Origin of the sequence: Dehalococcoides mccartyi CG5, from assembly GCF_000830885.1 — a bacterium.
Taxonomy (GTDB): domain Bacteria; phylum Chloroflexota; class Dehalococcoidia; order Dehalococcoidales; family Dehalococcoidaceae; genus Dehalococcoides; species Dehalococcoides mccartyi_B.
On the sequence record NZ_CP006951.1, the window covers coordinates 562,228 to 586,141 of the forward strand.

23 protein-coding genes, 2 tRNA genes and 1 riboswitch are annotated in these 23,914 nt (G+C 46.9%); of the genes, 8 read left to right on the top strand and 17 right to left on the bottom strand.

Features of this window, described 5'->3' with window-relative positions:
* Positions 1–6: 6 nt before the first annotated feature.
* The 4 genes from thrS to X794_RS02920 all read right to left on the bottom strand — a co-directional run bounded on the left by thrS (position 7) and on the right by X794_RS02920 (position 6,547).
* On the bottom strand, positions 7–1,755 hold the full coding sequence (thrS, locus tag X794_RS02905) for a threonine--tRNA ligase (RefSeq protein ID WP_034376569.1): 1,749 nt from the start codon (positions 1,753–1,755) through the stop codon (positions 7–9).
* Between the two features lie 125 nt (positions 1,756–1,880).
* Entirely contained in the window at positions 1,881–4,412 is a 2,532-nt protein-coding gene (locus X794_RS02910) for a hypothetical protein (RefSeq protein WP_011309240.1), read from the bottom strand.
* A 141-nt stretch (positions 4,413–4,553) separates the two neighbouring features.
* Positions 4,554–5,960 (bottom strand): hypothetical protein, encoded by a 1,407-nt coding sequence (locus tag X794_RS02915; protein WP_015407039.1) that lies wholly within the window; start codon positions 5,958–5,960, stop codon positions 4,554–4,556.
* Between the two features lie 502 nt (positions 5,961–6,462).
* Positions 6,463–6,547, bottom strand: a tRNA-Leu gene (locus X794_RS02920).
* A gap of 145 nt (positions 6,548–6,692) precedes the next feature.
* On the opposite strand from X794_RS02920, the gene X794_RS02925 reads away from it, so the two are divergent.
* Together X794_RS02925 and X794_RS02930 are read left to right on the top strand one after the other, a co-directional pair.
* Positions 6,693–7,013, top strand: a complete 321-nt coding sequence (locus X794_RS02925) for a zinc ribbon domain-containing protein (RefSeq protein WP_226988266.1) — start codon at positions 6,693–6,695, stop codon at positions 7,011–7,013.
* 10 nt (positions 7,014–7,023) lie between these two features.
* Complete coding sequence (locus tag X794_RS02930; protein WP_034376566.1) at positions 7,024–7,686, top strand: YggS family pyridoxal phosphate-dependent enzyme; 663 nt, start codon at positions 7,024–7,026, stop codon at positions 7,684–7,686.
* Here the strand turns inward: X794_RS02930 and X794_RS02935 are convergent.
* On the bottom strand, positions 7,683–8,342 hold the full coding sequence (locus X794_RS02935; protein ID WP_011309244.1) for an MtnX-like HAD-IB family phosphatase: 660 nt from the start codon (positions 8,340–8,342) through the stop codon (positions 7,683–7,685). The genes X794_RS02930 and X794_RS02935 overlap by 4 nt on opposite strands.
* A 23-nt stretch (positions 8,343–8,365) precedes the next feature.
* A complete protein-coding gene (def, locus tag X794_RS02940; protein WP_011309245.1) occupies positions 8,366–8,869 on the bottom strand; it encodes a peptide deformylase in 504 nt (167 codons plus the stop codon).
* Positions 8,870–8,994: 125 nt separating this feature from the next.
* On the opposite strand from def, the gene X794_RS02945 reads away from it, so the two are divergent.
* Positions 8,995–9,071, top strand: a tRNA-Pro gene (locus X794_RS02945).
* A gap of 83 nt (positions 9,072–9,154) precedes the next feature.
* Here X794_RS02945 and heR read toward each other — a convergent pair.
* Genes heR through X794_RS02960 form a run of 3 tightly spaced genes read right to left on the bottom strand, consistent with a single transcriptional unit; the run spans position 9,155 to position 11,086 of the window.
* On the bottom strand, positions 9,155–9,958 hold the full coding sequence (gene heR, locus X794_RS02950; protein WP_011309246.1) for a heliorhodopsin HeR: 804 nt from the start codon (positions 9,956–9,958) through the stop codon (positions 9,155–9,157).
* A 57-nt stretch (positions 9,959–10,015) separates the two neighbouring features.
* Positions 10,016–10,417: a DUF2177 family protein gene (locus tag X794_RS02955; protein ID WP_041344468.1), complete on the bottom strand. Its 402-nt coding sequence runs from the start codon at positions 10,415–10,417 to the stop codon at positions 10,016–10,018.
* Between the two features lie 9 nt (positions 10,418–10,426).
* Positions 10,427–11,086 carry a dienelactone hydrolase family protein gene (locus X794_RS02960; protein ID WP_011309248.1) on the bottom strand — a complete coding sequence of 220 codons (660 nt, stop codon included), beginning with the start codon at positions 11,084–11,086 and terminating at the stop codon, positions 10,427–10,429.
* 212 nt (positions 11,087–11,298) lie between these two features.
* On the opposite strand from X794_RS02960, the gene X794_RS07375 reads away from it, so the two are divergent.
* Positions 11,299–11,463, top strand: a complete 165-nt coding sequence (locus tag X794_RS07375; RefSeq protein ID WP_011309249.1) for a hypothetical protein — start codon at positions 11,299–11,301, stop codon at positions 11,461–11,463.
* A gap of 73 nt (positions 11,464–11,536) precedes the next feature.
* Here X794_RS07375 and X794_RS02965 read toward each other — a convergent pair whose 3' ends face one another.
* The gene (locus X794_RS02965; protein ID WP_011929022.1) at positions 11,537–13,663 is read right to left on the bottom strand and encodes a sodium-translocating pyrophosphatase; all 2,127 of its coding nucleotides are present in this window, start codon (positions 13,661–13,663) and stop codon (positions 11,537–11,539) included.
* 189 nt (positions 13,664–13,852) lie between these two features.
* Here X794_RS02965 and X794_RS02970 point away from each other — a divergent pair, with 189 nt between their 5' ends.
* Entirely contained in the window at positions 13,853–14,083 is a 231-nt protein-coding gene (locus X794_RS02970) for a hypothetical protein (RefSeq protein ID WP_011309251.1), read from the top strand.
* A 67-nt stretch (positions 14,084–14,150) separates the two neighbouring features.
* On the opposite strand, the gene X794_RS07430 is transcribed toward X794_RS02970, so the two are convergent.
* The 4 genes from X794_RS07430 to X794_RS02990 all read right to left on the bottom strand — a co-directional run bounded on the left by X794_RS07430 (position 14,151) and on the right by X794_RS02990 (position 17,729).
* Complete coding sequence (locus X794_RS07430; RefSeq protein WP_309109377.1) at positions 14,151–14,405, bottom strand: DUF4870 domain-containing protein; 255 nt, start codon at positions 14,403–14,405, stop codon at positions 14,151–14,153.
* Positions 14,406–14,551: 146 nt separating this feature from the next.
* The gene (locus X794_RS02980) at positions 14,552–15,691 is read right to left on the bottom strand and encodes a site-2 protease family protein (protein ID WP_034376562.1); all 1,140 of its coding nucleotides are present in this window, start codon (positions 15,689–15,691) and stop codon (positions 14,552–14,554) included.
* A 26-nt stretch (positions 15,692–15,717) separates the two neighbouring features.
* Positions 15,718–16,518, bottom strand: coding sequence for a transcription elongation factor GreA (gene greA / locus X794_RS02985; RefSeq protein WP_012984291.1), 801 nt, complete (start codon positions 16,516–16,518; stop codon positions 15,718–15,720).
* A gap of 128 nt (positions 16,519–16,646) precedes the next feature.
* The gene (locus tag X794_RS02990; RefSeq protein WP_231097531.1) at positions 16,647–17,729 is read right to left on the bottom strand and encodes an NAD(P)/FAD-dependent oxidoreductase; all 1,083 of its coding nucleotides are present in this window, start codon (positions 17,727–17,729) and stop codon (positions 16,647–16,649) included.
* A 98-nt stretch (positions 17,730–17,827) separates the two neighbouring features.
* Between X794_RS02990 and X794_RS02995 the strand changes: the two genes are divergently transcribed.
* Entirely contained in the window at positions 17,828–18,064 is a 237-nt protein-coding gene (locus tag X794_RS02995; protein WP_015407693.1) for a hypothetical protein, read from the top strand.
* On the opposite strand, the gene X794_RS03000 is transcribed toward X794_RS02995, so the two are convergent.
* The 3 genes from X794_RS03000 to thiC are packed head-to-tail and all read right to left on the bottom strand — an operon-like array spanning position 18,053 to position 21,229.
* Positions 18,053–18,793: a CPBP family intramembrane glutamic endopeptidase gene (locus tag X794_RS03000; RefSeq protein ID WP_015407694.1), complete on the bottom strand. Its 741-nt coding sequence runs from the start codon at positions 18,791–18,793 to the stop codon at positions 18,053–18,055. The genes X794_RS02995 and X794_RS03000 overlap by 12 nt on opposite strands.
* Positions 18,786–19,898 carry a site-2 protease family protein gene (locus tag X794_RS03005; protein WP_011309258.1) on the bottom strand — a complete coding sequence of 371 codons (1,113 nt, stop codon included), beginning with the start codon at positions 19,896–19,898 and terminating at the stop codon, positions 18,786–18,788. The genes X794_RS03000 and X794_RS03005 overlap by 8 nt, the downstream gene beginning before the upstream one ends.
* 35 nt (positions 19,899–19,933) lie before the next feature.
* Positions 19,934–21,229: a phosphomethylpyrimidine synthase ThiC gene (gene thiC / locus X794_RS03010; RefSeq protein WP_011929031.1), complete on the bottom strand. Its 1,296-nt coding sequence runs from the start codon at positions 21,227–21,229 to the stop codon at positions 19,934–19,936.
* Positions 21,230–21,280: 51 nt separating this feature from the next.
* A riboswitch (TPP riboswitch) is annotated at positions 21,281–21,376 on the bottom strand.
* 80 nt (positions 21,377–21,456) lie between these two features.
* Between thiC and rsmG the strand changes: the two genes are divergently transcribed.
* Together rsmG and X794_RS03025 are read left to right on the top strand one after the other, a co-directional pair.
* Entirely contained in the window at positions 21,457–22,164 is a 708-nt protein-coding gene (gene rsmG, locus X794_RS03015; RefSeq protein ID WP_034377006.1) for a 16S rRNA (guanine(527)-N(7))-methyltransferase RsmG, read from the top strand.
* 219 nt (positions 22,165–22,383) lie between these two features.
* Positions 22,384–23,913, top strand: a complete 1,530-nt coding sequence (locus X794_RS03025) for a R3H domain-containing nucleic acid-binding protein (protein ID WP_015407048.1) — start codon at positions 22,384–22,386, stop codon at positions 23,911–23,913.
* Position 23,914 lies beyond the last annotated feature (1 nt).

Genomic DNA, 23,914 nt, shown 5'->3' on the forward strand with positions numbered 1-23,914 from the left:
AGGTAATCAAATCTCAGTTGACTTGGTTTTTATTTTAGCAAGGAGCATAGATTTAAACTCTGCAAATGGCATTACCTGTTGGCTGCCGGTGCGGGTTCTTACAGCTACACTCTGGGTTTCAATCTCTTTGTCCCCAACTACCAGCATATATGGTATCTTGGCAAGCTGGGCCTGACGGATTTTCTGGTTCATGGTCTCAGAGCGGCTGTCTACCTCTACCCTTACTTCTTCTTCCCTCAGTTCACAAGCCAGCTTTTCGGCAAATTCGGTATGGCGATCTGCAATTGGTATTACTATAGCCTGCTTTGGTGATAACCATGCAGGGAAAGCCCCGCCATATTGTTCAGTCAAACAGGACATGAACCGTTCCATACTGCCTAGTACTGTGCGGTGCACCATAGCAACCGGTTGGTCTTTGCCATCTTCGCCTACTACGCTTACATCAAAACGTTCGGGTAGCTGGAAATCCACCTGAATAGTTGGGCCTTGCCATGCACGTCCCAGTGCATCTTCAAACTTTATGTCAATCTTTGGACCATAGAAGACACCCTCTCCGGGGTCTACCTGATAAGGAATCTGGTTGGCTTCCAGCGCTTTTGCCAAAATATCAGTGGCATATTCCCATTTATCCAGCTCGCCTACGTATTTTTCGGGGCGGGTGGAAAGCATAACCTTGTATTTGGTAAAACCAAATGTATCAATCATGAATTTAGCCAGATCCAGCACTTTTACAACTTCTTTTTCCAGTTGATCATACAAACAGAAAATATGGGCATCATCCTGAGTAAATCCGCGTACTCTTGAAAGTCCGTGCAGCACACCGGAACGTTCATAGCGGTAAACAGTACCCAGTTCAGCCATGCGGATAGGCAGTTCTTTATATGAGCGGGTGCGGTTTTTGAACATGAGTATATGATAAACGCAGTTCATCGGTTTAAGTACATACTCTTCGCCGTCAATATCCATCGGGCTGTACATATTCTCACGGTAAAAACCCCAGTGGCCGCTTGTCTTCCAGAGGTCTACTTTGGCTATATGGGGTGTATAGACCAGGTCATAACCCCGTTTCAGGTGTTCTTTCTTCCAGAACTCTTCAATGAGATGGCGCACTATGGCACCGTTTGGCAGCCAGTTTACCAAACCGCCACCTATCTCCTGGTGAAGTGAAAACAGTTCCAGTTCTTTGCCCAATTTGCGGTGGTCGCGTTTAGCGGCTTCTTCAAGCATATTCAAATATTCGGCCAGAGAGGCCTTGTCCAGAAAGGCTGCCCCGTATATACGCTGCAACATGGGGCGTTTTTCGTCACCTCTCCAATATGCACCGGCAATAGACAAAAGCTTAAAGGCCTTGACCTTGCTGGTGTAGTTGACGTGAGGCCCGCGGCAAAGGTCGCAAAAATTACCCTGTCGGTAAATACTTACGGTCTCATCAGTTATATCATTTAGCAGTTCCAGTTTATACGGCTGGTTGGCAAAGAGTTTTCGGGCTTCGTCCTTGGACATTTCTTCACGTCTGAAGGGGAGATTAGATTTAACCAGCTGGTTCATTCGGGTTTCTATTTCCGGCAGGTCTTCGGGAGTGAGGGTGCGTGGCAGGTCAAAATCATAGTAGAAACCGGTATCAATAGCCGGCCCTATGCCAAGCTTGGCCTCAGGAAACATGGACAAGACCGCTTCAGCCATAATATGGGCGGCGGAGTGACGCATGATTTCAAGGTCGCTTATGGGTTTTGATTCGTCTATTTGGTTGGCCATAAGATTCACCTCTAATCTAAATAAAAGCCTCTCACCCACCGTTTCCGGTTAATGAGAGGCTTTTTCTCTCTGGGTTAGCTTTTGTAACTAATTATACATGGGCTAAGCCAAATTAGGCAATATTATTAGATAAGTGCGCCAAATGCGGTAGCCAGGAGTACGGCTGCAAAAACTATACTTAAGTTTATGATAACCAAGATTGAAATCCACTCCCAGCTGGTAAGGCGTTTGATAACGGCCTTGACCAAAGCTTCTTGGGCTTTGCTCATAGCTTCTTCGGCAGCCAGTTTGGCCGCATTGGCAATGCTTTCTGCTTTGGCACCGGCATCTTCAGCTGCACGGCGGGCTTTTTCAACCTCGGCTGCGGCTTTCATCTGGGCATCACGCATCATAGCTTCTGCCTGAGAGCGGGATATTTTGGCAAAGTCTTCGGCTGAACGTTTGGCATCAATACCCACCTGTTCAGCTCTGTTTATAAGGTCCTGAATAATACTCATTGAAGCATGGATAGCGGCATCCCCTGCTTCATCAGCCAAAGTAGCCTTTTTGCGGGTTTCCTCAGCTACCTTAAACCCTGACTTGGCGGATTCCTTAGCAGCATATCCGGCATCCTCAGCCCGTTTGGCAATGTCACCGCTGACTCTGGTTGCGGCTTCAAGGGCTTCATCTCCGGCCATCTCAGCCAGGGAAGCTTTGCGGGCAGTTTCTTCGGCCAGTTGAAGGGCAGCAGTAGCCGCCATTTTAGCCTTGCGGCCGGCTTCGTCTGCCTTACGGGCACTGTTAGCATCTTTCCGTGTATTGGCTTCAGTAGTTGCCGTATTGGCAGCAGCAGTTGCCTCAGTAGCATTATTTCCAGCCTTATTAGCGGCCAGAATGGTTTTATCAAGCTCTGCCTTTGCAGTCAAAGCTATCTGGCTGGCCCGGATAGCAGATGCCTCAGCAGCTTTTTTATTGGCCAAAGCAGTTTCTTTGGCAGTGAGAGCTACTTCGTCTGCCCGGTTGGTAGCTTCTTCAGCTGCCAGTTTGGCGGCTTTGGCGGTATCTTCAGCCTTATAGGCAGCTTCTTCTGCCCTCGAAGCAGCAGCGGCGGCAGCAGCAGCGGCGGCGGCAGAAGCCTGTTCAGCTCTGCGGGTAGCTTCCTCTGCGGCTAGTTGAGCTTTCTTGGCGGCATCTTCAGCGGCTTTGGTGGCAGCCTTTACAGCATCATCAACAGCTAGTTTGGCAGCTGCTATAGCTTCTTCAGCCTTTTTAGTAGCAGCGGCAGCGGCAGCTTCAGCTCTTTTTGCTGCTTCGTTGGCAGCATTTGTGGCATTGGCAGCAGCCAGTTTGGCGGCTTCGCCAGCAATTTTAACGGCCTCATCGGCTTTTTGTGTAGCAGCCAAAGCAGCCGCTTCGGCCCGTTTGGCCGCTAGATCGGCAGCTTTTATGGCATCTTCAGCCTTTTGAGTGGAAAGCAGGCTGGCATTCTCGGCTTTTTTAGATGCCTCAGCAGCAGCAGCTTCAGCTTTTCGGGCGGCATCTTCAGCTACCAAAATAGCTTTTTCAGCCGAAGACTTGGCAGCGGCAACCGCCGCTTCAGATTTCATAGCCGCAGACATAGCAGCTTCACTGGCTGAAGCTATAGCCTCAGCGGCAGCTTTTTTTGAAGCCAAAAGGGCTTCCTCTGCTTTTAAGGTGGCGGCTTTGGCCGCAGCTTCGGCTCTAAGTGCAGCCTCATTGGCTGCTTTTATAGCTTGTTCGGCTGCAGATTTCGCAATAGCACTGGCTTCCTCTGCTTTTTTAGCAGCAGCCATAGCGGCGGCAGTAGCCATAGCGGCAGCTTCTTTGGCAGCCAGACTGGCGGCTTCGGCCCTTTTAGCTGCTTCACTGGCAGATTTGGTAGCATTTTCAGCTGCATTGGTAGCAGCTAAACTAGCCGCTTCGGCTTTACGAGCAGCTTCTTCAGCTTTTAACACTGCTTCACGAGAAGCATTAGTAGCATCTTCAGCGGTTTTTCTGGCTAAGGCAGAAGCCTGTTCGGCTCTATGGGCAGCGTCTTCAGCAGCGTTGGTCGCCAGTTCCGAAGCCTGAATAGCCGCAATCGTGGCATCTTGGGCTTCGCGAATGGCTTTTTCAGCTGCCTGACGGGCATTTTCACCGGCATCTTCAGCCCTTTGGGCGGCGGATTCAGCCACAAGTATGGCATTATCTGCTGCATCACGGGCGGCTTGACTGGCGGCCTCTGCACGTCTAGCAGCTTCTTCCGCTACTCTTTTAAAATCATCAGCAGCCTTAGCTGCCCCTCTTTCAGCATCTTCAGCTTTACGGGAAGCTAATTCTGCGGCTTTCAGGGCTTCATTGGCAGCGTTAGTAGCTAATTTAGCAGTTTTTTCGGCTGCAGCAGCAGCTTCAGCAGCGGCTCTGGTAGCGGTTTCAGCTGCTTTTTCACCAGCCAAACGGGCATCTTCTGCTCGTTTTTCAGCTAAATTGGCAGCATGGGTAGCACTTTCAGCAGCTTTGCCGGCAGTGACAGCCGCTTCTTGTGCCCGGCGGGCGGCTTCGGCAGCCGCACGTATATTAGCATCCATTTCATCAAGAATCTGGGGTAAGGGCTTAGTTAAAATCTTGGGTTGGGCAACAGGCTCATTATTTGAAGAAATATTTTTCTTTCCTTCCATTTTTTAGATTCCTCTCACCATTATTAACCAAAAAACCTAAAGCCTCCCAGCCGAGTTAAACGGTTGAGAGGCTTTTGTATCAGGTTTGACCACCACGAAGTGATTATATCACCCGTAATAGACCATCAACAAGATATATTATTAAATCAAGGCGCCAAGAGCAGTAGCAATAAGTACTGCTGCGAATACTATACTAAGGTTAATTACTACCAGAATTACGATCCATTCCCAGCTGGTAAGGCGTTTGATGACGGCTTTGACCAGAGCCTCCTCGGCCTTGGCAAGTGCCTCTTCAGCAGCTCTACGCGCACTTTGGGCAACTTCTTCGGCTGTCTGCCTGACCCGTGATACCTCTGCTACGGCTCTATCTGCAGCAGCTCTGGCGGTAGTTTCAGCGCCGGTGGCCCGTTCAGCAGCAGCTTTGGCGGTAGCTTCAGCACCGGTGGCTCGCTCAGCGGCAGATTTGGCGGTGCTTTCAGCCCGGCTAGCTAGCTCTTGCAAGATGGACATAGCAGTCCGGATAGCATCATCGCCGGCTTTGTCTGCAGATACAGCTTGCTGAGCCATGTTTTCGGCAATTTTAAAACCATTGGCAGCAGATTCTTTGGCCATTCGGCCAGCTTCATCAACTGCTGTTGCCAATTTGCCGCTAACCTTGGTGGCAGCTTCAATGGCTTCATCTCCGGCCACATCGGCCATTTCAGCCTTGTGGGACAATTGTTCAGATAAGTGTAAAGCAGATATCGCCATTTCCTTGGCTTTGCGCCCGGCATCATCAGCGGTTTTACCTGCTTCGGTAGTTAGTTTGATAGTGGCATCTTTGCCGGCAGATTTGGCGGCAGCTATAGCGGCTGCAACTTCAACACTGTTTTTTTCAGCCTGTTTAATAAGCCTCTCAAGGGCTTCTTTGGCGGCTTTTGCAATTTCTTCAGCCCTGATTGCAGCTTGTTCAGCGGCTCTTTGGGCAGCTAAGGCAGCTTCTTTTGAGGAACGGGCAACTTCATCAGCTTTAGCAGTTGCTTCCTCAGCAGCATATATGGCGGCTCTAGCCGTTTCTTCGGCACGCATGGCGGCTTCTTCAGCCCGTCTGGCGGCTTCTTCAGCAGATAAACTAGCTTGAGCAGCTGCCTCAGCGGCAGAGGCTCTAGCTTTTTCGCTGGCTTCTTCAGCCGCTTTCTTGAAAGTTTCAGCTGCTTTTACTGCGGCCCTATCAGCTTCTACTGAACGTAAAATAGCTTCCTGAGCCTTTGCAGTAGCTTCGGCAGCTTTAGCAACTGCTTCGGCAGCAGCTTTTTTGGCTACCGCTGCAGCGTTTTCGCCTGCAAGCCGGGCATCTTCAGCCCGTTTTTCCGCCACCTCAGCGGCACGCATAGAAGTACCGGCAGATGCACTTGCTTGTTTGGCTGCTTCCTCTGCACGTCTGGCAGCTTCCGCGGCAGCGCGGATATTGGCTTCCATTTCGTCCAGAATGATAGGCAGAGGCTTGGTCATAATCTTGGGACCGGGTTGGTCTACATGCTGACCCAGAGCGGGGCTTTTATTCTCCATTTCATCCTCTTTCCTTGGCCGGCTAGTAGTACCAATGCCACAAATAGCCGTTGCCAAAAACTATATATAGCTCTGACAATTAAAACGCACTATTAAACAAGCAAGTACTTATATATCACTCACGTGTAGTCTAATCTATGCTCAAGGCAGAGTCAATACGAAATCATGAGTGATCAAGAATAAATTCTATTATGTAAAGAAGTCTTAATGGGTTACATTGTAGAAATTTTAGTAGAAATGGGTAAATATATCTGTGTTAAATTACCCGAAGAAAAAATACTGCTTAGTAACATATAGATAATGCTGCCAAATTGGATTGGCAATATTTTATATAATTTGTAAACCTTCGTTTCTGTGGATGTGAAGAACGCCTGCTGATATAGTACTTGAAGGTAATCAATTGTTGTCCTAGAAGACCTTTTGCCGGGTGATCAATAATATACTGGCATAGCGAAAGATAATTGGGGGTTATGTTGAGCTATGATTTCAGGTTTGAATTTAGTGGTGGGGAAGCGGGGACTCGAACCCCGACGCCTTTCGACACATGATCCTAAGTCATGCCCGTCTGCCAATTCCGGCACTCCCCCACTTTGAAAGTACATATTAACATTTTGTGATGTGCCTCTCAAGCTAAAGACAGATAATCAGTTTGACAAGCGGGCCTTTCCATTATAACATCACTCTATGATTGTTCTGTTTGGAAACAAAGCTTACTTTGATATTTTAGGATATATGGTCACTACCTGTCCGGGATGCAAGACCACCTCCGTAATGACTGTCGAGCAGCAACGCAAAAAACTTACGGTTTATTTTATTCCCACCTTTGATTTTTCCCGTAAGCAATACATGTATTGCGGCCATTGCCATGAGCGGTTTGAAATTGATAAAAGTCTCCAATCCACGGTGAAAGCTCGCCTGCTTAGCAAAAAACAGATGGAAAAACTGATGGTGGAACTGGAGATGGAAAAACCCCGGTACGAATGTGCAAATTGTGAATCAAGAATAGAAGCCGGTATGAAGTTCTGTCCTCAATGCGGAAATAATTTGGGTTGACGGTGAATGCATGTACGAAAATATTGCCCAAAACATAAGAGATATTCTGGCGGAGCTACCGCCTGACGTAGTGCTTGTGGCAGCTGTCAAAAAACGCCAACCGGCTGAAATATTAGCTGCTATAGCCGCTGGGGTAAAAATTATCGGGCATAACTATCTCTCCGAGGCTGAAGAAACCTATCCTTTTATCGGTGATAAGGCCGAGTGGCACTTTATCGGAAAACTCCAATCAAATAAATGCAAAAAGATAGCCCGACTGTTCTCAGTTGTGGAAACAGTGGATAGCTTTGAAATAGCATCTGAGCTAAATCGCAGAGCCGCCGAAATTGATAAAGTTATGTCGGTTTTTATAGAAATAAACAGCGGCAGGGAAAAACAGAAATCAGGGGTATTGCCTGAAGAAACTGTAGAACTGGCAAAGCGGATATCCGGCTTGTCTAATCTTAAACTGGCCGGTTTGATGACTATGGGGCCGGCACTGGAAGATCCTGAGGAACTCCGCACCATATTCCGTCTTACCAAGATAAAATTTGACGAAATAGCTGTTATGGGTTTGCCGAACACCGAGCTTAAGTTTCTTTCCATGGGCATGTCAGTCTCTTACAAAGTGGCCGTTCAGGAAGGGACCAATCTGGTTAGGTTGGGCACGCGTATCTTTGGCAACCGCCCCTAGCGGGGTATTGTTTTCAGACGGGATACAACGTCATGCAGGTCTTGAAACGGATAACAGGGTAAATTGCTCTGTTTAAAGCGGTCTAGAAGCATATCCGTAGCAAAAGTATATTCACAAAGTTTGGCGGGTGGGAAATCCGAAGGGCCGTTGCCTGCATAAATGACCTGATAGTTCTGTGAGATAAAATGATTGGTATAGCTTTCCTTAAAACCATTCTCCACCATTTTGCCGTCGGGGCCGTAATAGCGGGCATCCAGCCCGTTACTGGTGAAAAGTGTACGAGCAGCGTTTATCTCAATATCCTTAAATCCCAGTTCTTCCAACATGGTATGAATATAAAAGTCTAATCCATTGCTTACCACCGAAAAGCGGATATTTTCCTGGCGGCAGTAATTGATAAGTTCATATATGCCTTTCTTGGGTACGGCATTCTTGCGGATAAATTCAACCAGTGTTTCCCTGTCTTCCTTTACCAGTGCAAAAGCCCTGTAGTTAAAATCACCCACACTTATTTTGCCTTGTTGATACTCGCGTAAAATGGCACACCAATCACCTTGAGCATATTTCTCAAGTATTAAAAAGCTTACATCCCCTTCGGTAAGGGTGCCGTCAAAATCACTCTGAAACATTAGTTTCGGGTTATGAGAAAAAGGCATATATAACAGTCCTATTCGTTTGGCTATTCACGGATTTCTTCGGGCATTTCATCATCCGGCCCTATCTCGTGCAATTGGTCTTCACTCTCAAGGTGGTCTATATAAAGGATACCGTCCAGATGTTCGGTTTCATGTTCCAGTAGCTGGGCTACAATACCGGTTCCTTTTATACGGCAGGCCTTGCCATGGCGGTCAAGACCTTTGGCAGTTACTGTTTCGGCTCTGGTAAGTTCACCAAAATAACCCGGAATGGAGAGACAACCTTCGGTAACCTGTCTCTGACCTTCTTTTTTGACAATCTCCGGGTTGATAAGCACGGTGGCTTCTTTGGTATCTGGTTCACGGAAAACCACTAACCTTAAAGATACGCCTACTTGAGGGGCGGCTAACCCCGCTCCGTCAGCGCTATTCATAGTTTCTATCATGTCATCAATGAGAGTTTGGATAGAACCATCAATAGAAGGCACTTTTTTGGCTTTTTTCCTTAAAACTGGCTCAGGCAACTCACAGATGCGGCGGATAGCCATGAAACATTTCTCCGTTTACGAATTAGTTTATAAAATTACACTATAACTATAACATATTTAGCTTTACCGGACAAAAATTCAGACTTGCTCAAAGTTAATCTCTGTGCTACCATATCTTGCACAGTCGGGGTGTAGCGCAGCCTGGTAGCGCACCTGAATGGGGTTCAGGTGGTCGGAGGTTCAAATCCTCTCACCCCGACCATTTTCTCTAAACTAAAGCCCTCTTTCAAAAGAGGGCTTTTTTATTAGGTAAATAATTAATCTTATGTAGCTATATGATTTAGCTTAAGAACCACCCGCCAGTGCTCCGCCAAATACCTGCCAGGCAAGAGCTGTCTTGGCTGTAAGGCTCAGGAATATATAAACCCTCTCACCGAATAGATAATCCCGCCACTTGCCTACTTTTTTGTACTGCAGCCACATATTTAAAGCGAAGCTGAAGAAGAAAATGAACAGAGTAGGCAAAATGAAGTAAACAAAGGTTGGAATATTATCGCTGGCTTGTGATATTGCTCCGAAGAAATAAATACTGATAGCTACCCATGGCATAAATCCGGCAAAACACCCGAAAGTATAAGAAAGCCAGTTGGTTTTGGGAGTAGTCTGGTTGTGAAGCTCCATCATCAGCCCGAACAGGTTCATGGCGGCATTTGCCCCGAAAATAGCAATCAAAGTAGCCACGTCATATATGCCGCTAAGCATGGCAATCAGGACAATCATAATGGAGGAACTCAAGGCATATTCATACCAGCGGGCGTAGTTAATGCCTTTGCTAAGGTTTGTCTTGTACCATTCAAATACGCCCGGTGAAGACAGCAGGAAGTGGGCTATGGCCGAAAGCAATAGGAATATAGCTACCATAGGGCCTATGGGCAGGTCAAATAGCATTTCCGGTGGTTTAAAAGTAATGCCGCCGGGGCCGCCGCCAATAAAGTTGGTAGTGACCGGGAGCGAAAAATTGTTGCTAAGAAACAGAATAAGTATTGACTGGGCCAAATGGAAACTACCCATAACGAGGTTGTAAACCCGCAGTTTCTTAAAGGTTTGCAACTGGTTTGATTCAGACTGTTTAGCTTTCTTGTTAGCCATGTTGCCTCCTATTACCCTTTCTTTGTTGGCAGAAAAACAGGCAAACTCCTAGAAAGGTTACAGACTATACAAAATACCGCCTGTTAAACCGGCGGCAGCACCCAAAAAAGTCCCCCAGCCTATATCTACCAGAGCCATTTTCAGGCTGAAGCTATTAAGGGTGGAATAATTAGTCAAGTCGTGAATGCCATAAGTAATAAACCCGAAAAGGCCGCCATACGCCAGAGCAGCAAAAATATTATCTTCCGCTAAAGGCAGTGCCATGGCTACGATACCCAAACTGATAAGCAGATAAACCAGTATGGCCGAAGGCCAGTCAGGTGACATCCCTCCTCCGCTCCAGCGGGCAATAGGAGAAAGTTCGGTTACATAAAATTTTTTGGCAATCAATCCAATCCAGATAAGATCCAGAACAAAGACAAGCACCAACACTATCAAGTAGACCAGTAGACTGCTCATCTTTCCTCCTTAAACTTGCTTTTCCATGTATTCTATAAACCAGCCACCTGCCAGTTCGGCTACTTTTTCCAATGCACCCGGTTCTTCAAAAAGGTGACCGGCTCCCGGTAATATGCAGAGATGGTTGGGGGCGCGCATTTGCTTTTGAGACTGGGTATTCAGCTTTAATACCTGAGAGTCATTTTCGCCAACTATAAATAAAGTGGGAGATTCCACCATGGGCAGCAGTTCTCTGGCAAGGTCAGGCCTTCCCCCCCTTGAGACAACGGCTTTAATTTGTCTGGGCAGTAATGCGGATGCATAAAGTGCAACTGCGGCCCCGGTGCTTGCCCCGAAATAACCTAACGGCAGGTCTTGGGTTTCTTCTCTGGCCTTCAGCATTTCGGTTACTTTTATAACCCTGTCTGCCAGAAAACGGAAATTGTAGCGGGTATTGGCAATAAGGATATCCACCATATCCTCTTTGGGTGTCAACAAATCAAATAGAAAGGTAGCCAGCCCGTAGCTGTTTAATTGATGAGCAACCTGACGGTTACGCGGACTCTGGTGGTTAGAACCTGAACCATGTACAAATATCACCAGCCCTATAGGTTCTGGTGGTATAGCCAAATCACCGGGCAAATTGGTAGTGCCTATCACAACATTTATGGTTTTTTCGTATATCTGCATAAAAATTCCTAGCTATAGTATAGGATATTACTGTGCCAAAGTCATTATAAATAAAGCAAAGTTGTTAATTTTTATTTAAAAATAGGTGTTTTCCCATAGGTCAAATAAGTACTAATACGCATTATCTTTGATGGTCAACTATTGTAACCTTCTAACACATACAGACTCTCTACCCCACCGTGTTTGAGTCAATTAAAGTGGAGGAGGCCGCCATGAAAGTTACAATAAACGCCTGCCCCAAATGTAAAAAGGAAAGGGTCATTCGGATAGAGGACGAAAATAACCTCTATGAATATCGGGAAAAATATGTGCATCAGGACTGCACTAAGTGTGTAGCAAAAGAAATGGAATCTAAAGCAGTGGGTGCTTCAGCCTGACCGTTAATATGTTATAAAATCAAAGCCCCCCGGTCTTGCAACCCGGGGGCTTTGATTTTAACTAACTATTTTACTAGATAAAGAGAGGTGCCAATACCAAAGTAATGGTGGAGAGCAACTTTATCAGTACGTGGATTGACGGTCCGGCAGTATCCTTGAAGGGGTCACCTACTGTATCACCTACCACGGTTGCGGCGTGGGTGACTGTATGTTTAAGAACAGGACTGCCATCTTTTTCCAGCATTTCGCCGGTCTCAATGTACTTTTTGGCATTGTCCCAAGCACCGCCTGAGTTATTCAGATATGCAGCCATCATAATGCCGCCTATGGTGCCAACCATCAGGAATCCGGCAATGGCCATAGCTGAATCATAGCCAGTCAGTTTCAGGAAAACACCCAGCACTATGGGAGAAAGTACGGGTAGCAGGCCGGGGAAAATCATTTCGCGCAGACCGGCGGCAGCGGTGATATCCACTGCACGGGCATAATCCGGGCGTGAAGTTCCCGCCAGAATACCGGGGTCAGCTTTGAACTGACGGCGTACTTCTTCAATAATCTTGGAAGCAGTTCTGCCTACAGCCTTGATGGCTACAGCGGAGAAGAAGAATACCAAAGCAACAGCCAATAAACCACCTACGAATACTTCTATACGTGAAAGGTCGACTGCCATCATCTCTGTTTCACCGCGAAGGAAGGCAACCCGCTCCAGATAGGCTTCAAAGAGCAGGAAGGCGGCCAGACCGGCAGAGGCCAAAGCATAACCTTTGGTCAAAGCCTTGGTGGTATTACCAACGGCATCCAGACGGTCAGTAATTTTTCTTACCTTGCCGCCTACTCCGGCCATTTCAATAACACCGTTTGCGTTATCGGTAATAGGGCCGAAGGTATCCATGGCCAGAATGAAGGGACAGGTCATAAGCATACCCATGGTAGCAGCGGCAGTACCAAACACTGCGCCTCCTGCGATACCGGTTTGTCCGCCCATCCAGTAAGAAAGAAGCAGAGCGGCACCAATAGTAATAGCGGTAGGCATGGCGGTCTCAAGACCGACAGCCGTACCGGAAACGATATTGGTAGCAGCACCGGTGCGTGAAGCGTTAGCAATTTCTTGTACCGGTTTATAGCGGAATTCAGTGTAGTACTGGGTTATGAAAACCATGGCTACACTGGTCAGGATACCGATAACGCCTGCGCCAAACAGCCACAGGTCACCACCAATGGTTTGGTTAGCTATAAAGATACCGATTATAGATAAACCTACAGCAGTAAAATAGCCGCGGTTGAGGGCATTCATGGGGCTTTCGTTATCTTTACCGCGTACAAACATAATACCCACTATTGAGGCCAAGATGCCGAAGGCACGGACAACCAACGGGAAGAGTACCCATGCGGCGTTTCCGGTAGCCAGATACAGGGTAATACCCAATATCATAGCACCTATGTTTTCGGCGGCAGTAGATTCAAATAAATCAGCACCGCGGCCGGCGCAGTCACCTACATTATCGCCCACCAGGTCTGCGATAACTGCGGCATTGCGGGGGTCGTCTTCGGGGATACCGGCTTCAACTTTACCAACCAGGTCAGCCCCCATGTCAGCGGCCTTGGTATAAATACCTCCACCCAGCTGGGCAAACAGGGCTACAAAGCTGGCACCGAAACCAAAACCGATGATAAGATGGGGAGTTACTTCGGGGTTTCCGCCGTACATGTAGTAGATGCCGGCAACACCCAGTAAACTTAAGGCTACAATAAGGAAACCGGAAACAGCGCCACCTCTGATAGCTACAGTAACAGCTTCAGAGAGGCCACCTTTTGCGGCAGCGGCAGCACATCTAAGGTTTGATTTCACCGAGATGTACATACCGATAACGCCGGAGATACCAGAGCACAGAGCACCTGCCAGGAAGGCAAGGGCAGTTCGCCAGGCAATACCGATTCCGGTTATGCCATAGGCTTCCAACCCGCGTTCGCCACCTAGCAAACCAACCACTGCACCCACAGCTACCGCAGCCACAACGGCCAGAATAGCAATGGTGCGATATTGTCGCCGCAAGAAGGCAACAGCGCCTTCAAGAATACGGCCGGCAATATCCTGCATAGCCGGGGTACCGGAATCACGACGCATAACATCGCGAATCAGGTAGAGGGCAAATAGCACGGCAATCAGCCCTGCTGTCCACACCAACCAGGAAAGATCCACAGTCTTCTCCTTTTCTTTTTTTGATCTTCTATTTTTAAACGCCGTAAGTATAAGTTATAAGTGCATTTTCGTCAAACATGCAGACACCATGTAAGTAAGTGGCATATACGTATAGGCACATTAAGGCTGGATGTTGTTTTGCAAAGCCGGTTATATTCTGATATAAATACCCTCTAGGAGATAGGGTGTATGGGTATTGCCAGTTTTGTAATAGGGCTTTTTAGTCTGGTCAGTATGGGAGTGGGCTTAATTCCTCTGCTGGGGACGATTAATTTTTTCAATTTATTCTTTGCGCTTATCGGTTTGGGATTAGGGGTAGGCGGTATGCTGCGTTCTCCCCGTCACCGCCTTAGTCTGACAGGGATTGTGCTGTGCGGACTATCTTTGGTGCTGGGTTTTGTAAAATATATTCTGGGTTAATAAAAAATCTGTCTAATATAAAAAAGCCAGACTTCGCGTCTGGCTTAATGTTATCCCCGGGTTTAGGTTATTTGTTTGCCCAGCGTTCGGCAATATCACCCGCAATGGGCAGTTTGTATTTAAGCCCCTGTGAAGCCTTTACTATCAGGACTATCCACAGTATAAATGAGAGTACGCTTATTGCCCAGCTGATAAATACGCCAAGCACAGGTATTATGTTAAAAACCAAGACGATAATCTGAAGTGAACCGAAAACCACCAGTGATTGATACGCATGGAAGCAGACAAATTTATTGTCTTTCTCAAGGATAAGGAATATGATAGCGGAAACCTAGGCGAGTACGTAACACAGTAATCCGGCAACATTTTCTTGCAAACCGGTAGAGGTTTTGGTCATTAATATCTCCTTTGATGATGTAATTTAAGACTATATTATTTTAATTCACCCGTCAATACATTTGTTATATTTTAATGTTTGGAATTCAGCTGTCCTGTTTCTATTTCCTGCCGCATCTGAAGGTATTCTATCAGATTGGTGCGGGAAATCAGTCCTATCAGTTTACCTTCAGACAAGACTGGCAACTGGTTGATATCTTCGGATTGCAGCAAGTTCAGTACATTACCAAGGTGTTCTTCAGGACCTACCGTCCGCAGTTTTTCAAAAGGGGTCATCGCTTGCCGTACAGATGTTTGATTGAGTTGGTTTGTTGGTATTTTTTTAATATCACTCAGGCTTATCAGGCCGGCTAGTTTTCCGTTTTCAAATACCGGTAGTGCTCTCTGGTTAAGGGGCAATATATATTCATGCAGTGCCTGATAAAGTGTGTTGTCAGGTTCAATGGTTTTAAATTCCCGTTTCATCACCCTGCTTATATTTACTTCTCGGAGTATTTCGGAGATAACCGTCTGCTGGAATGACCCTTGGGCAGCGGAAGCCAGAAACCAGCCGATAAGCGCCAGCCAGAGGCCGCTTATGCCTATACCAAGGAAAGCAGCGGCAATCCCCCCAAATATAAGCAGATAGGCGAAGCCCAGTCCCACCCCGGCAGAAATTCTGGTTGCCCGTCTGATGTCATTTGAGGCATTCCAGATAATAGCTCTGAGTACCCGCCCGCCATCCAGAGGGAAACCGGGGATAAGGTTAAAAATAGCCAGCATGGCATTTATCTGAGCCAGATATAAAAATACTCCGGCCAAAGTGGCATTTTGTGAGGAAAAGACTATCTGGAATACCCAGAATACCAGTGCCAGTACAATGCTGACTGCCGGGCCGGAGATAGCCATACGGAATTCGGCTGCAGGATTATCCGGTTCTTTTGTGAGGTTTGAAACCCCGCCGAAAATGAAAAGGTCTATGCTTTTAACGGGTATTCCCTGGCGTATGGCTATAAAAGAGTGCCCCAGTTCGTGGGCTAAAACCGAGCCGAAAAGGAGCAGGCTACTTAGAATACCCAGTGTCCAGCCGGTAAAGGGGCTTATATTTTCGTCTATTGAAGGGTAATAAGCCACAGACAGAGACCAGCTGAGCAGGGCGAAGATAATAAACCATGAGGCATGAATGCCTATTTCTATGCCCAGAATTCGTCCAAGCTTGAAAGAGGATTTCATGGTCTCCCTCCAGTAACTGTAAGGAGTTATTTAAAGCTTATATCTTCTATTACGTATTGTAAAGTACCGGAAGGGACTTCTATTTCTATATTGTCTCCCTTGCTTCGGTTGAAGAGAGCTTTGCCAATGGGTGATGAGGCTGATATTCTGCCCTTCAAGGGTTCTATTTCTTTAGGGCTTACCAAAGTATAAATGCACTGTTCCCCGTTTTTCAGGTCACGGAGTTTTACAGTGTTGCCCATATTCACTTTTGAGGTGTTGTTATCGGTATATTCGCTGACTTCGGCATGTTTCAGCTCATGTTCTATTTCTTTTATGCGTCCTTCTATTTGGCCGCGTTGTTCCTTGGCGGCATGGTAAGGGGCATTTTCACGCATATCCTTATCCAGGGCAGCCAGTCGCATTTCTTCGATAACTGCAATCCGTTTTACCTTCAAGATACCCAGTTCGTCTTCCAGTTTTTTGTAACCACTGGCGGTCATGGGTATCTTTTCAACCGCATTCTGGCTTGTGCGGGTGGCGGATTTACGCGAAGCCAGTTTTTTTATCTTGATGTGTGAAGAAAGGTTGTAATCTACCCAACCCTGTTCATTTAGGTACGTAAGAAAAGCCCGTATTGACTGGAGTTTGACAGATACTTCTTTGTCGGAAGATGATATGCATTCAGGGTAGCGGGATACCTCAATGGCAGTCATGCGGCAGACAAGCTTGTCTTTTCCGCACCAACGGGTAAAATGAACCAGCGAATTCTGATGGATTTTCTTGTTACTGTTATCGTTAAGGTATTGATTTAATGCTTCGTCAAGGTTAATGCCGCTGTTTTGCATAAAAATTCTGATTGACTCCGATTTTCTTTTTTAACTGCGAACAAGGTCAAACGGATTCTTTAGCAAGTGGCCAAATGCTTTGCCATGCCAGTCAAATCTCAGGTGACTCTTTGCAGCCATCTTCTCAATCATACCACTTGTAGCACATTTTTTAAAAATTTGTTCAAGCAGACGGTCATCAATCCCCGTGTATGCCCTGCTGAGAAGTCTGCCAATGTATAGCTCAGACCCGATAAGGGATTTCCAGTTTTTTCATATTCAGCCAGATTGGCTTTGGAAAGTTTATTGGTTTTTATATTTTTGTCCAAACAGGACACAGCCAAATCAGCACACAGCAAACCAAAATATATTCCCCCTCCGGTAGTCGGTTTTAACTGGCCGGCAAAATCACCTACTGCCAGTACTCTGTCCCCAAAGCTGGCAGAAAGATTGCCTATAGGAACCGGGCGGCAGACATAGTTAATATGCTTAGCGGTTATCAACCCTTGCTTGTATAAAGTATTATGTAAAGCACTCCAGCATTCAAATGGATTTTTGCGGGTAAGCAGTCCCATTTTGGCGGTGCAGTCATTTATGGAGCTAAGCCAACCGAAATATCCCTGAGATATGGCTTTGCCGGTAAAAAGTGACAAATTGGACGGAATAGAAGTATCAACTTCGGCCTGAAGTCCGTAAGCGAAGTTATTTATTTCCCCCAGTCCGGTTGCCCGGCTGAGAGCAGTATTGTAACCTGCGGCCAGAACAACCGCTTTGGCGGTGAAAGACTGCCCTTCTTTGGTGGTTATGCGAAGCCCGTTTTCAATATATTCAATACTGTTTGCCTGAAAACCGAAGCTTGTTCGCACCCCGCAGTTAATTGCCTGTTGTAATAATTTGGCCTGAAAGCTTGCTCTGTCCAGCATTATTGCCTGCGGTGTATCCCGTTTGAGCAACAGCTTTTGACCGCCGGGTGAATATACGCTTGCCTCTGAAAAATAATTTTGTATGTATTTGCCATCGAAGCCGTATTTAGAGGCGCACTCGGTGCTGATTATGCCTGTACAGCAAACCTGCTTTGCCGCTTCAGGTTTTTTTTCCAGTAGCCGTACTTCGTAGCCGCACTCGGCCAGACACTTGGCGGTATGCAGCCCTACAGGGCCTGCCCCTATTACCAGTACATCGGTATTCATAGTTACATTATCCGGTTTTTTAGCAAAAAAGACAATTGGCATATAAAACACAAAAGGGTATTGTGCTTAAAAAGTATTAAAGCTATAATGGAAGACAAAAGTATAGTATTATGCTTTCTAACTGGTTTTGAGGTGCGTATATGATAGTCACTGTAACCAGTGTGACCACTGCGACTGCGGCTGGTTTGGCATCTGTTATCGGCGGTGTTTCACTGGCCTCTCTGATAGTGTTTCTGATTGCCCGTGAAATGGCACTGGCCCGGAAGTCAGATGTTTCAATGAGGATTGCGCGTTACCTGCATATCAGCATTTTGCCGTTGTTTTTGGTAATGGGTGTTATTGTTATTACCAGAGTGCTGGAAACTCTAGCCCAGTAAAAGTGGCGCTATGGCAAAGAGTATTATGTTGGTTAGCCCGTGAGCTATTGTTACACCCAGTATGGAGCCGGTTTTTTTGACCAGATAGCCAAATACGAGTGCTACCCCAAAGACAAAAAATATATCCAATATAGAAAAAAACCCTATATGAAGCACGGCAAATATCAGGCTTATATAGATTATGCCTCTTGATCCGAATGAATCCAGCGCTGCTTTCTGTAAAACTCCCCTGAAAATCAGTTCCTCTACAAATCCGGTTGTGAGCAGTAGTATTATGCCGGGCAATATCAGATTACTCCAGCTCAGTGTTTCTGCAATAGCATCAGGTTTCAAGATAGCGTATTCGGCAAAACCCAGTCCTATACCTGTCAGTCCTATCAGTATCTGCACCGGTATTTTGCCCCAGATGAGGCCTATATCTTTTAAAGTGTATTCCAGCATTTTGGCTACCATGATCGTCGCTATCAGTAAAGGCAGGTAGATAATCGGATACCACCATATCTGGGGAATGTCTGAAAGTGGCATAGCCAGGCTTATTATCCGTATCAAGGCTACCAGCGAAAGTGCCAGAATAAGCCGGTCAGGATGAAAACGGTTAGTCTTGGCAACCTGTATGATGATGCTGAATAGAAGGACTGTATAGATGCCCAGACCTAAAAGAGGGTGGAAGGCTACTGTGACAATCTCGGCGGTGGTGATTATCAGCAGGTAGAACAGGGCACTAGGCATCCGTAAAGCCCTTTTCTGAGGCTTTATTCATATATGCTATAAGGCTGTCCAGAGTTATAAAACTTACTCGGGTATCTTCACTAGCTAGCCTGACTATTTCTATTTTGTCTTCATTCATGCGCCGGGCAATATCCAGAGCATTTGTGTCTGATGGTATGACGGGTATTTCATTGATAGGCGTATATAATTCAGCCAGAGTAGACTTAAGGTTATCTTTATTTTTCAGGCTGTGCTGGTTTATTATACCCGCCAGTCCGTTTTCATCTTCAACCAGTATATAATCCCCGTTTGGTGTTTGGGTCAGATAGTCAGCAAAAATCTGGGTGGATTTGGCTCTGGGTATATCTGATGCTACCACTTCTACAGGAGTGACTCTTTTCAAAATCTGCTGTAAAGTATATTGGCGAAAGCTGTTACGGGCAGTATCAGATAAATACCAACCCAATAACCCCAGCCAGATGCCGGAAAGCCAGTCTTGGGTGCGTATCAGTATAAATACACCTGCCAGTATAAACAGATAGCCGAATATCTGGCCGGCTATGGTGGAAATACGGGTGGATTTAGCCAAGTCTTTGGTAGTTTGCCAGAAAACTGCCCTAAGAATACGCCCCCCGTCCAGAGGGAAACCCGGTATCAGGTTGAATACAGCCAGTATCAGGTTAATTTGAGCCAGCCAGTAATTCATTATAGCCAGTTCAGGGCTTTGGCCGTTGAGGTTTATATATAGTACATAAAATATACCTGACAGCCCCAGACTTGCGGCCGGACCGGCCAGTGCCATTTTAAATTCACTGCCGGCAGTTTCTGCTTCTTCACTCATATTAGCAGCACCGCCGAATATAAACAGGGTGATGCTTTTTACCTTCATCCCGTTAGCTTTGCCTACCAGACTGTGGGCAAGTTCATGGACAATTACCGAAGCAAAAAACAGCAGGCTGGTACAAATGCCCATAATCCAGAGTTGTAGATTGGTAGCATTATCCAGAGTATCAGGAAACACTTGGGTAGCTAGAAACACAGATACCAGACCGAATATGATAAACCAGCCGTAATGAAGGCGAAATTGGATACCGAAGAGTTTACCTATATTTATGCCCTGTTCCATATCACCTGACAATCTTTTAAAAAATATATCTTATGCTAGCACCGTGAGACAGAAACGCCAAGATGTTTTTCAGCCAGTTCCATGGCGCAAAAGTCTCCGCACATGCTGCAGGCTTTCCCTCTGGTTTTAAAACGGTCGCGGGTAACTCTGGCGTGTTCAGGGTCAAGTGAAAGCTTAAGTTGGGTTTCCCAGTCCAGTTTTTTGCGGGCAATGGCCATCTGGCGGTCCCGTTCAGCCGCCCCGTTGACCCCTTTTACAATATCGGCGGCATGGGCGGCAATGCGTGAAGCGATTACCCCGTTTCTGACATCTGTTACGTCCGGCAGAGACAGATGCTCAGCAGGGGTAACGTAGCACAGGAAATCCGCTCCGGCGGCCGCGGCAATAGCCCCGCCGATAGCTCCGGTGATATGGTCGTAGCCGGGGGCGATATCCGTAACCAGCGGGCCCAGCACATAAAAAGGAGCATCTTCGCAGATGGATTTCTGCAGTCGTACATTGGCCTCTATCTGGTTCAAAGGTACATGCCCGGGTCCTTCCACCATTACCTGTACTTCAGCTTCTCTGGCTCTTTTTACCAGTTCGCCCAGCACCAGCAGTTCAGCTACCTGTGCCCGATCAGTTGCATCTGCAATACAGCCGGGACGCAGTCCGTCACCCAGACTCAGGGTGACATCATATTCCCGGCAGATATCCAGCAGACGGTCAAAATGTTCGTACAGCGGGTTTTCAGCGCCATGAAACACCATCCAGCCGGCAGTAAAAGTGCCCCCGCGGGATACTATATCTGTAAGTCTGCCCTGTCCTTTAAATGTATCTATTACCTGACGGGTGACCCCGCAGTGTACGGTTACAAAGTCCACCCCTTCTCTGGCTTGGGATTCTATGGCACCGAACAGGTCGTCAGCCGTCATCTTTACCATAGCCCCGTAACGGTCTTTGGCTTCAACAGCGGCTTGATATACAGGTACAGTCCCCAGCGGCAGGCAGGTATTTTCCAGTATGGCCTTACGGATAGTGTTTATCTTGGGGCCGGTGGATAGGTCCATTATGGTATCGGCACCCACCATTTCGGCCATTTTCAGCTTTTCAACTTCACTTGCCACTGAACCAAAGTCTGTGGAAGTGCCTATGTTGGCGTTTACCTTGGTGGAAAGCCCCTTGCCTATACCGCACAGCTTCAGGTTTTTACGGAGTTTATTGACAGGTATTACAATATTGCCGTCAGCTATGCCTTTAAGGATAAACTCCGGCTGGAGTCCTTCAGTTTTGGCTACAGCTTCCATTTCGGGAGTGACGATGCCTTTTCGGGCTTGCTTGAGTTGGGTCATGATTTTCCCCTGAAAATAAATTAACCAAGGCAAAGCGTTAACTTTAGACCCTGGTCTCAAAGTTCGCTTCCCTACGCTCGCATTACCGAGTTCAGGTTTTAGGGTTGGCTATGTGCCTCTCAGCCTTGAGCACCCCTAGCGAGTTTATGTAAATCAATGATAACATGATTAATTTGTTAAATGCAAAAATAGAGCCTGAAATTTGGCTTTGTGATATATTACTATGCATGAATGAACTTGTTTACGGCTTATCTGCTCTGGGTATTTCTTTGAATTCTGTCCAGCTTGGGCAGTTTGAAACCTATTACCAAGAACTGGTGGACTATAACAGCCGGATAAACCTGACTGCCATTACCGAATATAAAGACGTCCAGATAAAACACTTTTTGGATTCTGTTTCATTGGTATTAGCTGGTATCAAGGGTGACGAAAAATTGCTGGATGTGGGCAGCGGAGCCGGTTTTCCCGGTCTGCCTCTTAAGATACTTTTCCCCGCTATACAGCTTGGATTGCTGGAAGCCACTCAGAAAAAGGCCCGATTTTTAAGCGAAATTACTGTCAAACTGGGTTTATCCGGTGTTGAGATAATATCCCAAAGGGCGGAAGATACCGCCCAAAACCCTCTCTACCGCCAGAAATATAGTCTGGTTACCTCACGGGCAGTGGCAGATATGGCTACTCTAGCCGAACTGACTCTGCCGTTTTGTGCTATCGGAGGTCGGGTTATTGCCCCCAAAAAAGGTGATATTGAGGAAGAGATGGACAGAGCAGCTACCGCTGTTAAAAAGATGGGGGGGAGGGTTTTCAAAGTAATAAAAGTGGAACTGCCGGGGCTGGAAGACGGCCGTAAGCTGGTTTTGCTGGAAAAAATTTCAAATACCCCTGCTTTGTATCCCCGCCGGGCAGGAATACCGGCTAAAACCCCCCTGATTTAGCTTGTTTGGGGTATAATATAAATAGTAAAATACAAGCGGATAGTACAGGGGGCAATATCCCTCAGGGGAGATTAGATATAGAAGTCTTTGCTATCAAAGAAAATCTAGTCCAGATATTCCAAGGATTGGGTGCTGTCATGCCCCATACGGGTATAAAGCAGATAGAGCCCGATAAACTGATTTCCCTGAGGGGTTGGTAAAAAGATTACGGAGGCAGATATGCCTGAACTTTTAACTGATGACCTTAATGCTTTACTGGAGGTACTGCCTCCCCATATACGCCAGCCACTGACAGACCCTGCCAACCGCGAAAATCTCATAGAGATTGTTATGGATTTGGGGCGTACCCCTGAAGCCCGTTTCCCTGACCGTGAGATTATCCTGTCTGAGCGGGATGTTACCCAGGAAGATATAGATTATGTTTCTTCCCGTACCGGGGATTTTGGTGATGATAACCGGGCAGGTATTGAGCGTACCTTGCATCGCATTTCAGCCATACGTAACCGCAAAGGCAAAATAGTAGGTCTGACCCTTAGAGTAGGACGGGCGGTTTTCGGTACTATCAAAATTATCCAAGACCTTATCAAGTCAGACCAGAGTGTGCTAATGCTGGGCAGACCGGGTGTGGGTAAAACTACCATGCTCAGGGAAGTGGCCAGAGTACTGGCTGGCGACCTGAAAAAACGGGTGGTAATCGTGGATACCTCCAACGAAATTGCAGGAGATGGTGATATCCCCCACCCCGCCATCGGGCATGCCCGCCGCATGCAGGTACGCACACCGGATATGCAGCATGCTGTCATGATAGAGGCGGTTGAAAATCACATGCCGCAGGTGATTGTGATAGACGAAATAGGCACAGAGCTTGAGGCACTGGCCGCCCGTACTATTGCTGAACGGGGTGTCCAACTTGTAGGCACGGCTCACGGCAATGTGCTGGACAACCTGATGCTCAACCCCACCTTAAGTGACCTTATCGGCGGTATTCAGTCTGTTACACTGGGTGATGAAGAAGCCCGCAGACGCGGCACTCAGAAAACCATACTGGAACGGCGCGCCCCGCCCACTTTTCAGGTGATTGTGGAAATACAGGATAGGAATAAAGTGGCTGTTCACCCTGATGTGGGTGCGGCGGTAGACTCTATTTTGAGGGGTGTGTCCCCTTCTGCCGAAATCCGCTATCTTGATGGAAACGGTGAAGTGGTTATCAGCAAACAACAGCCCAGTGAAGAAAAGGTAAAATCCGCACCGGAAAGCCTGACTGTTTTCAGGGGTAAAGAACTGCCGATAATGTATCTTTTCGGGGTAAACCGCAGCCGAATGGAAGAAATTGCCCGTGAAATGCATCTGGATATCCAAATATCTGAACGCCTTGAGCAGGCACAGTTGATGGTTACTTCGCGGAATTACTACCGCAGTAAACCTCAAAGAGTACGTGATGCCGAAAATATGAATATACCTATATATGTACTTAAGAGCCATACTCCGGGGCAGTTCCAACAGCTTTTGGCTACTCTGAGCGGCAGAGATGTGGCTTATGCTGTAGAAAAGCCCCCTGAGATAGATGTAGCCATACATGAAGCCGAAGAAGCGGTAGCACAGGTTAAAACTTCCCACATACCTGTGGAGCTAAGTCCTCAGGGCGCATATATAAGACGGTTTCAGCATATTATAGCCGAAAAAGAGCATCTTTCCTCACACAGTTTGGGCAGGGAACCGCATCGCAGGGTAAGAATATCAAGGGGTTAAA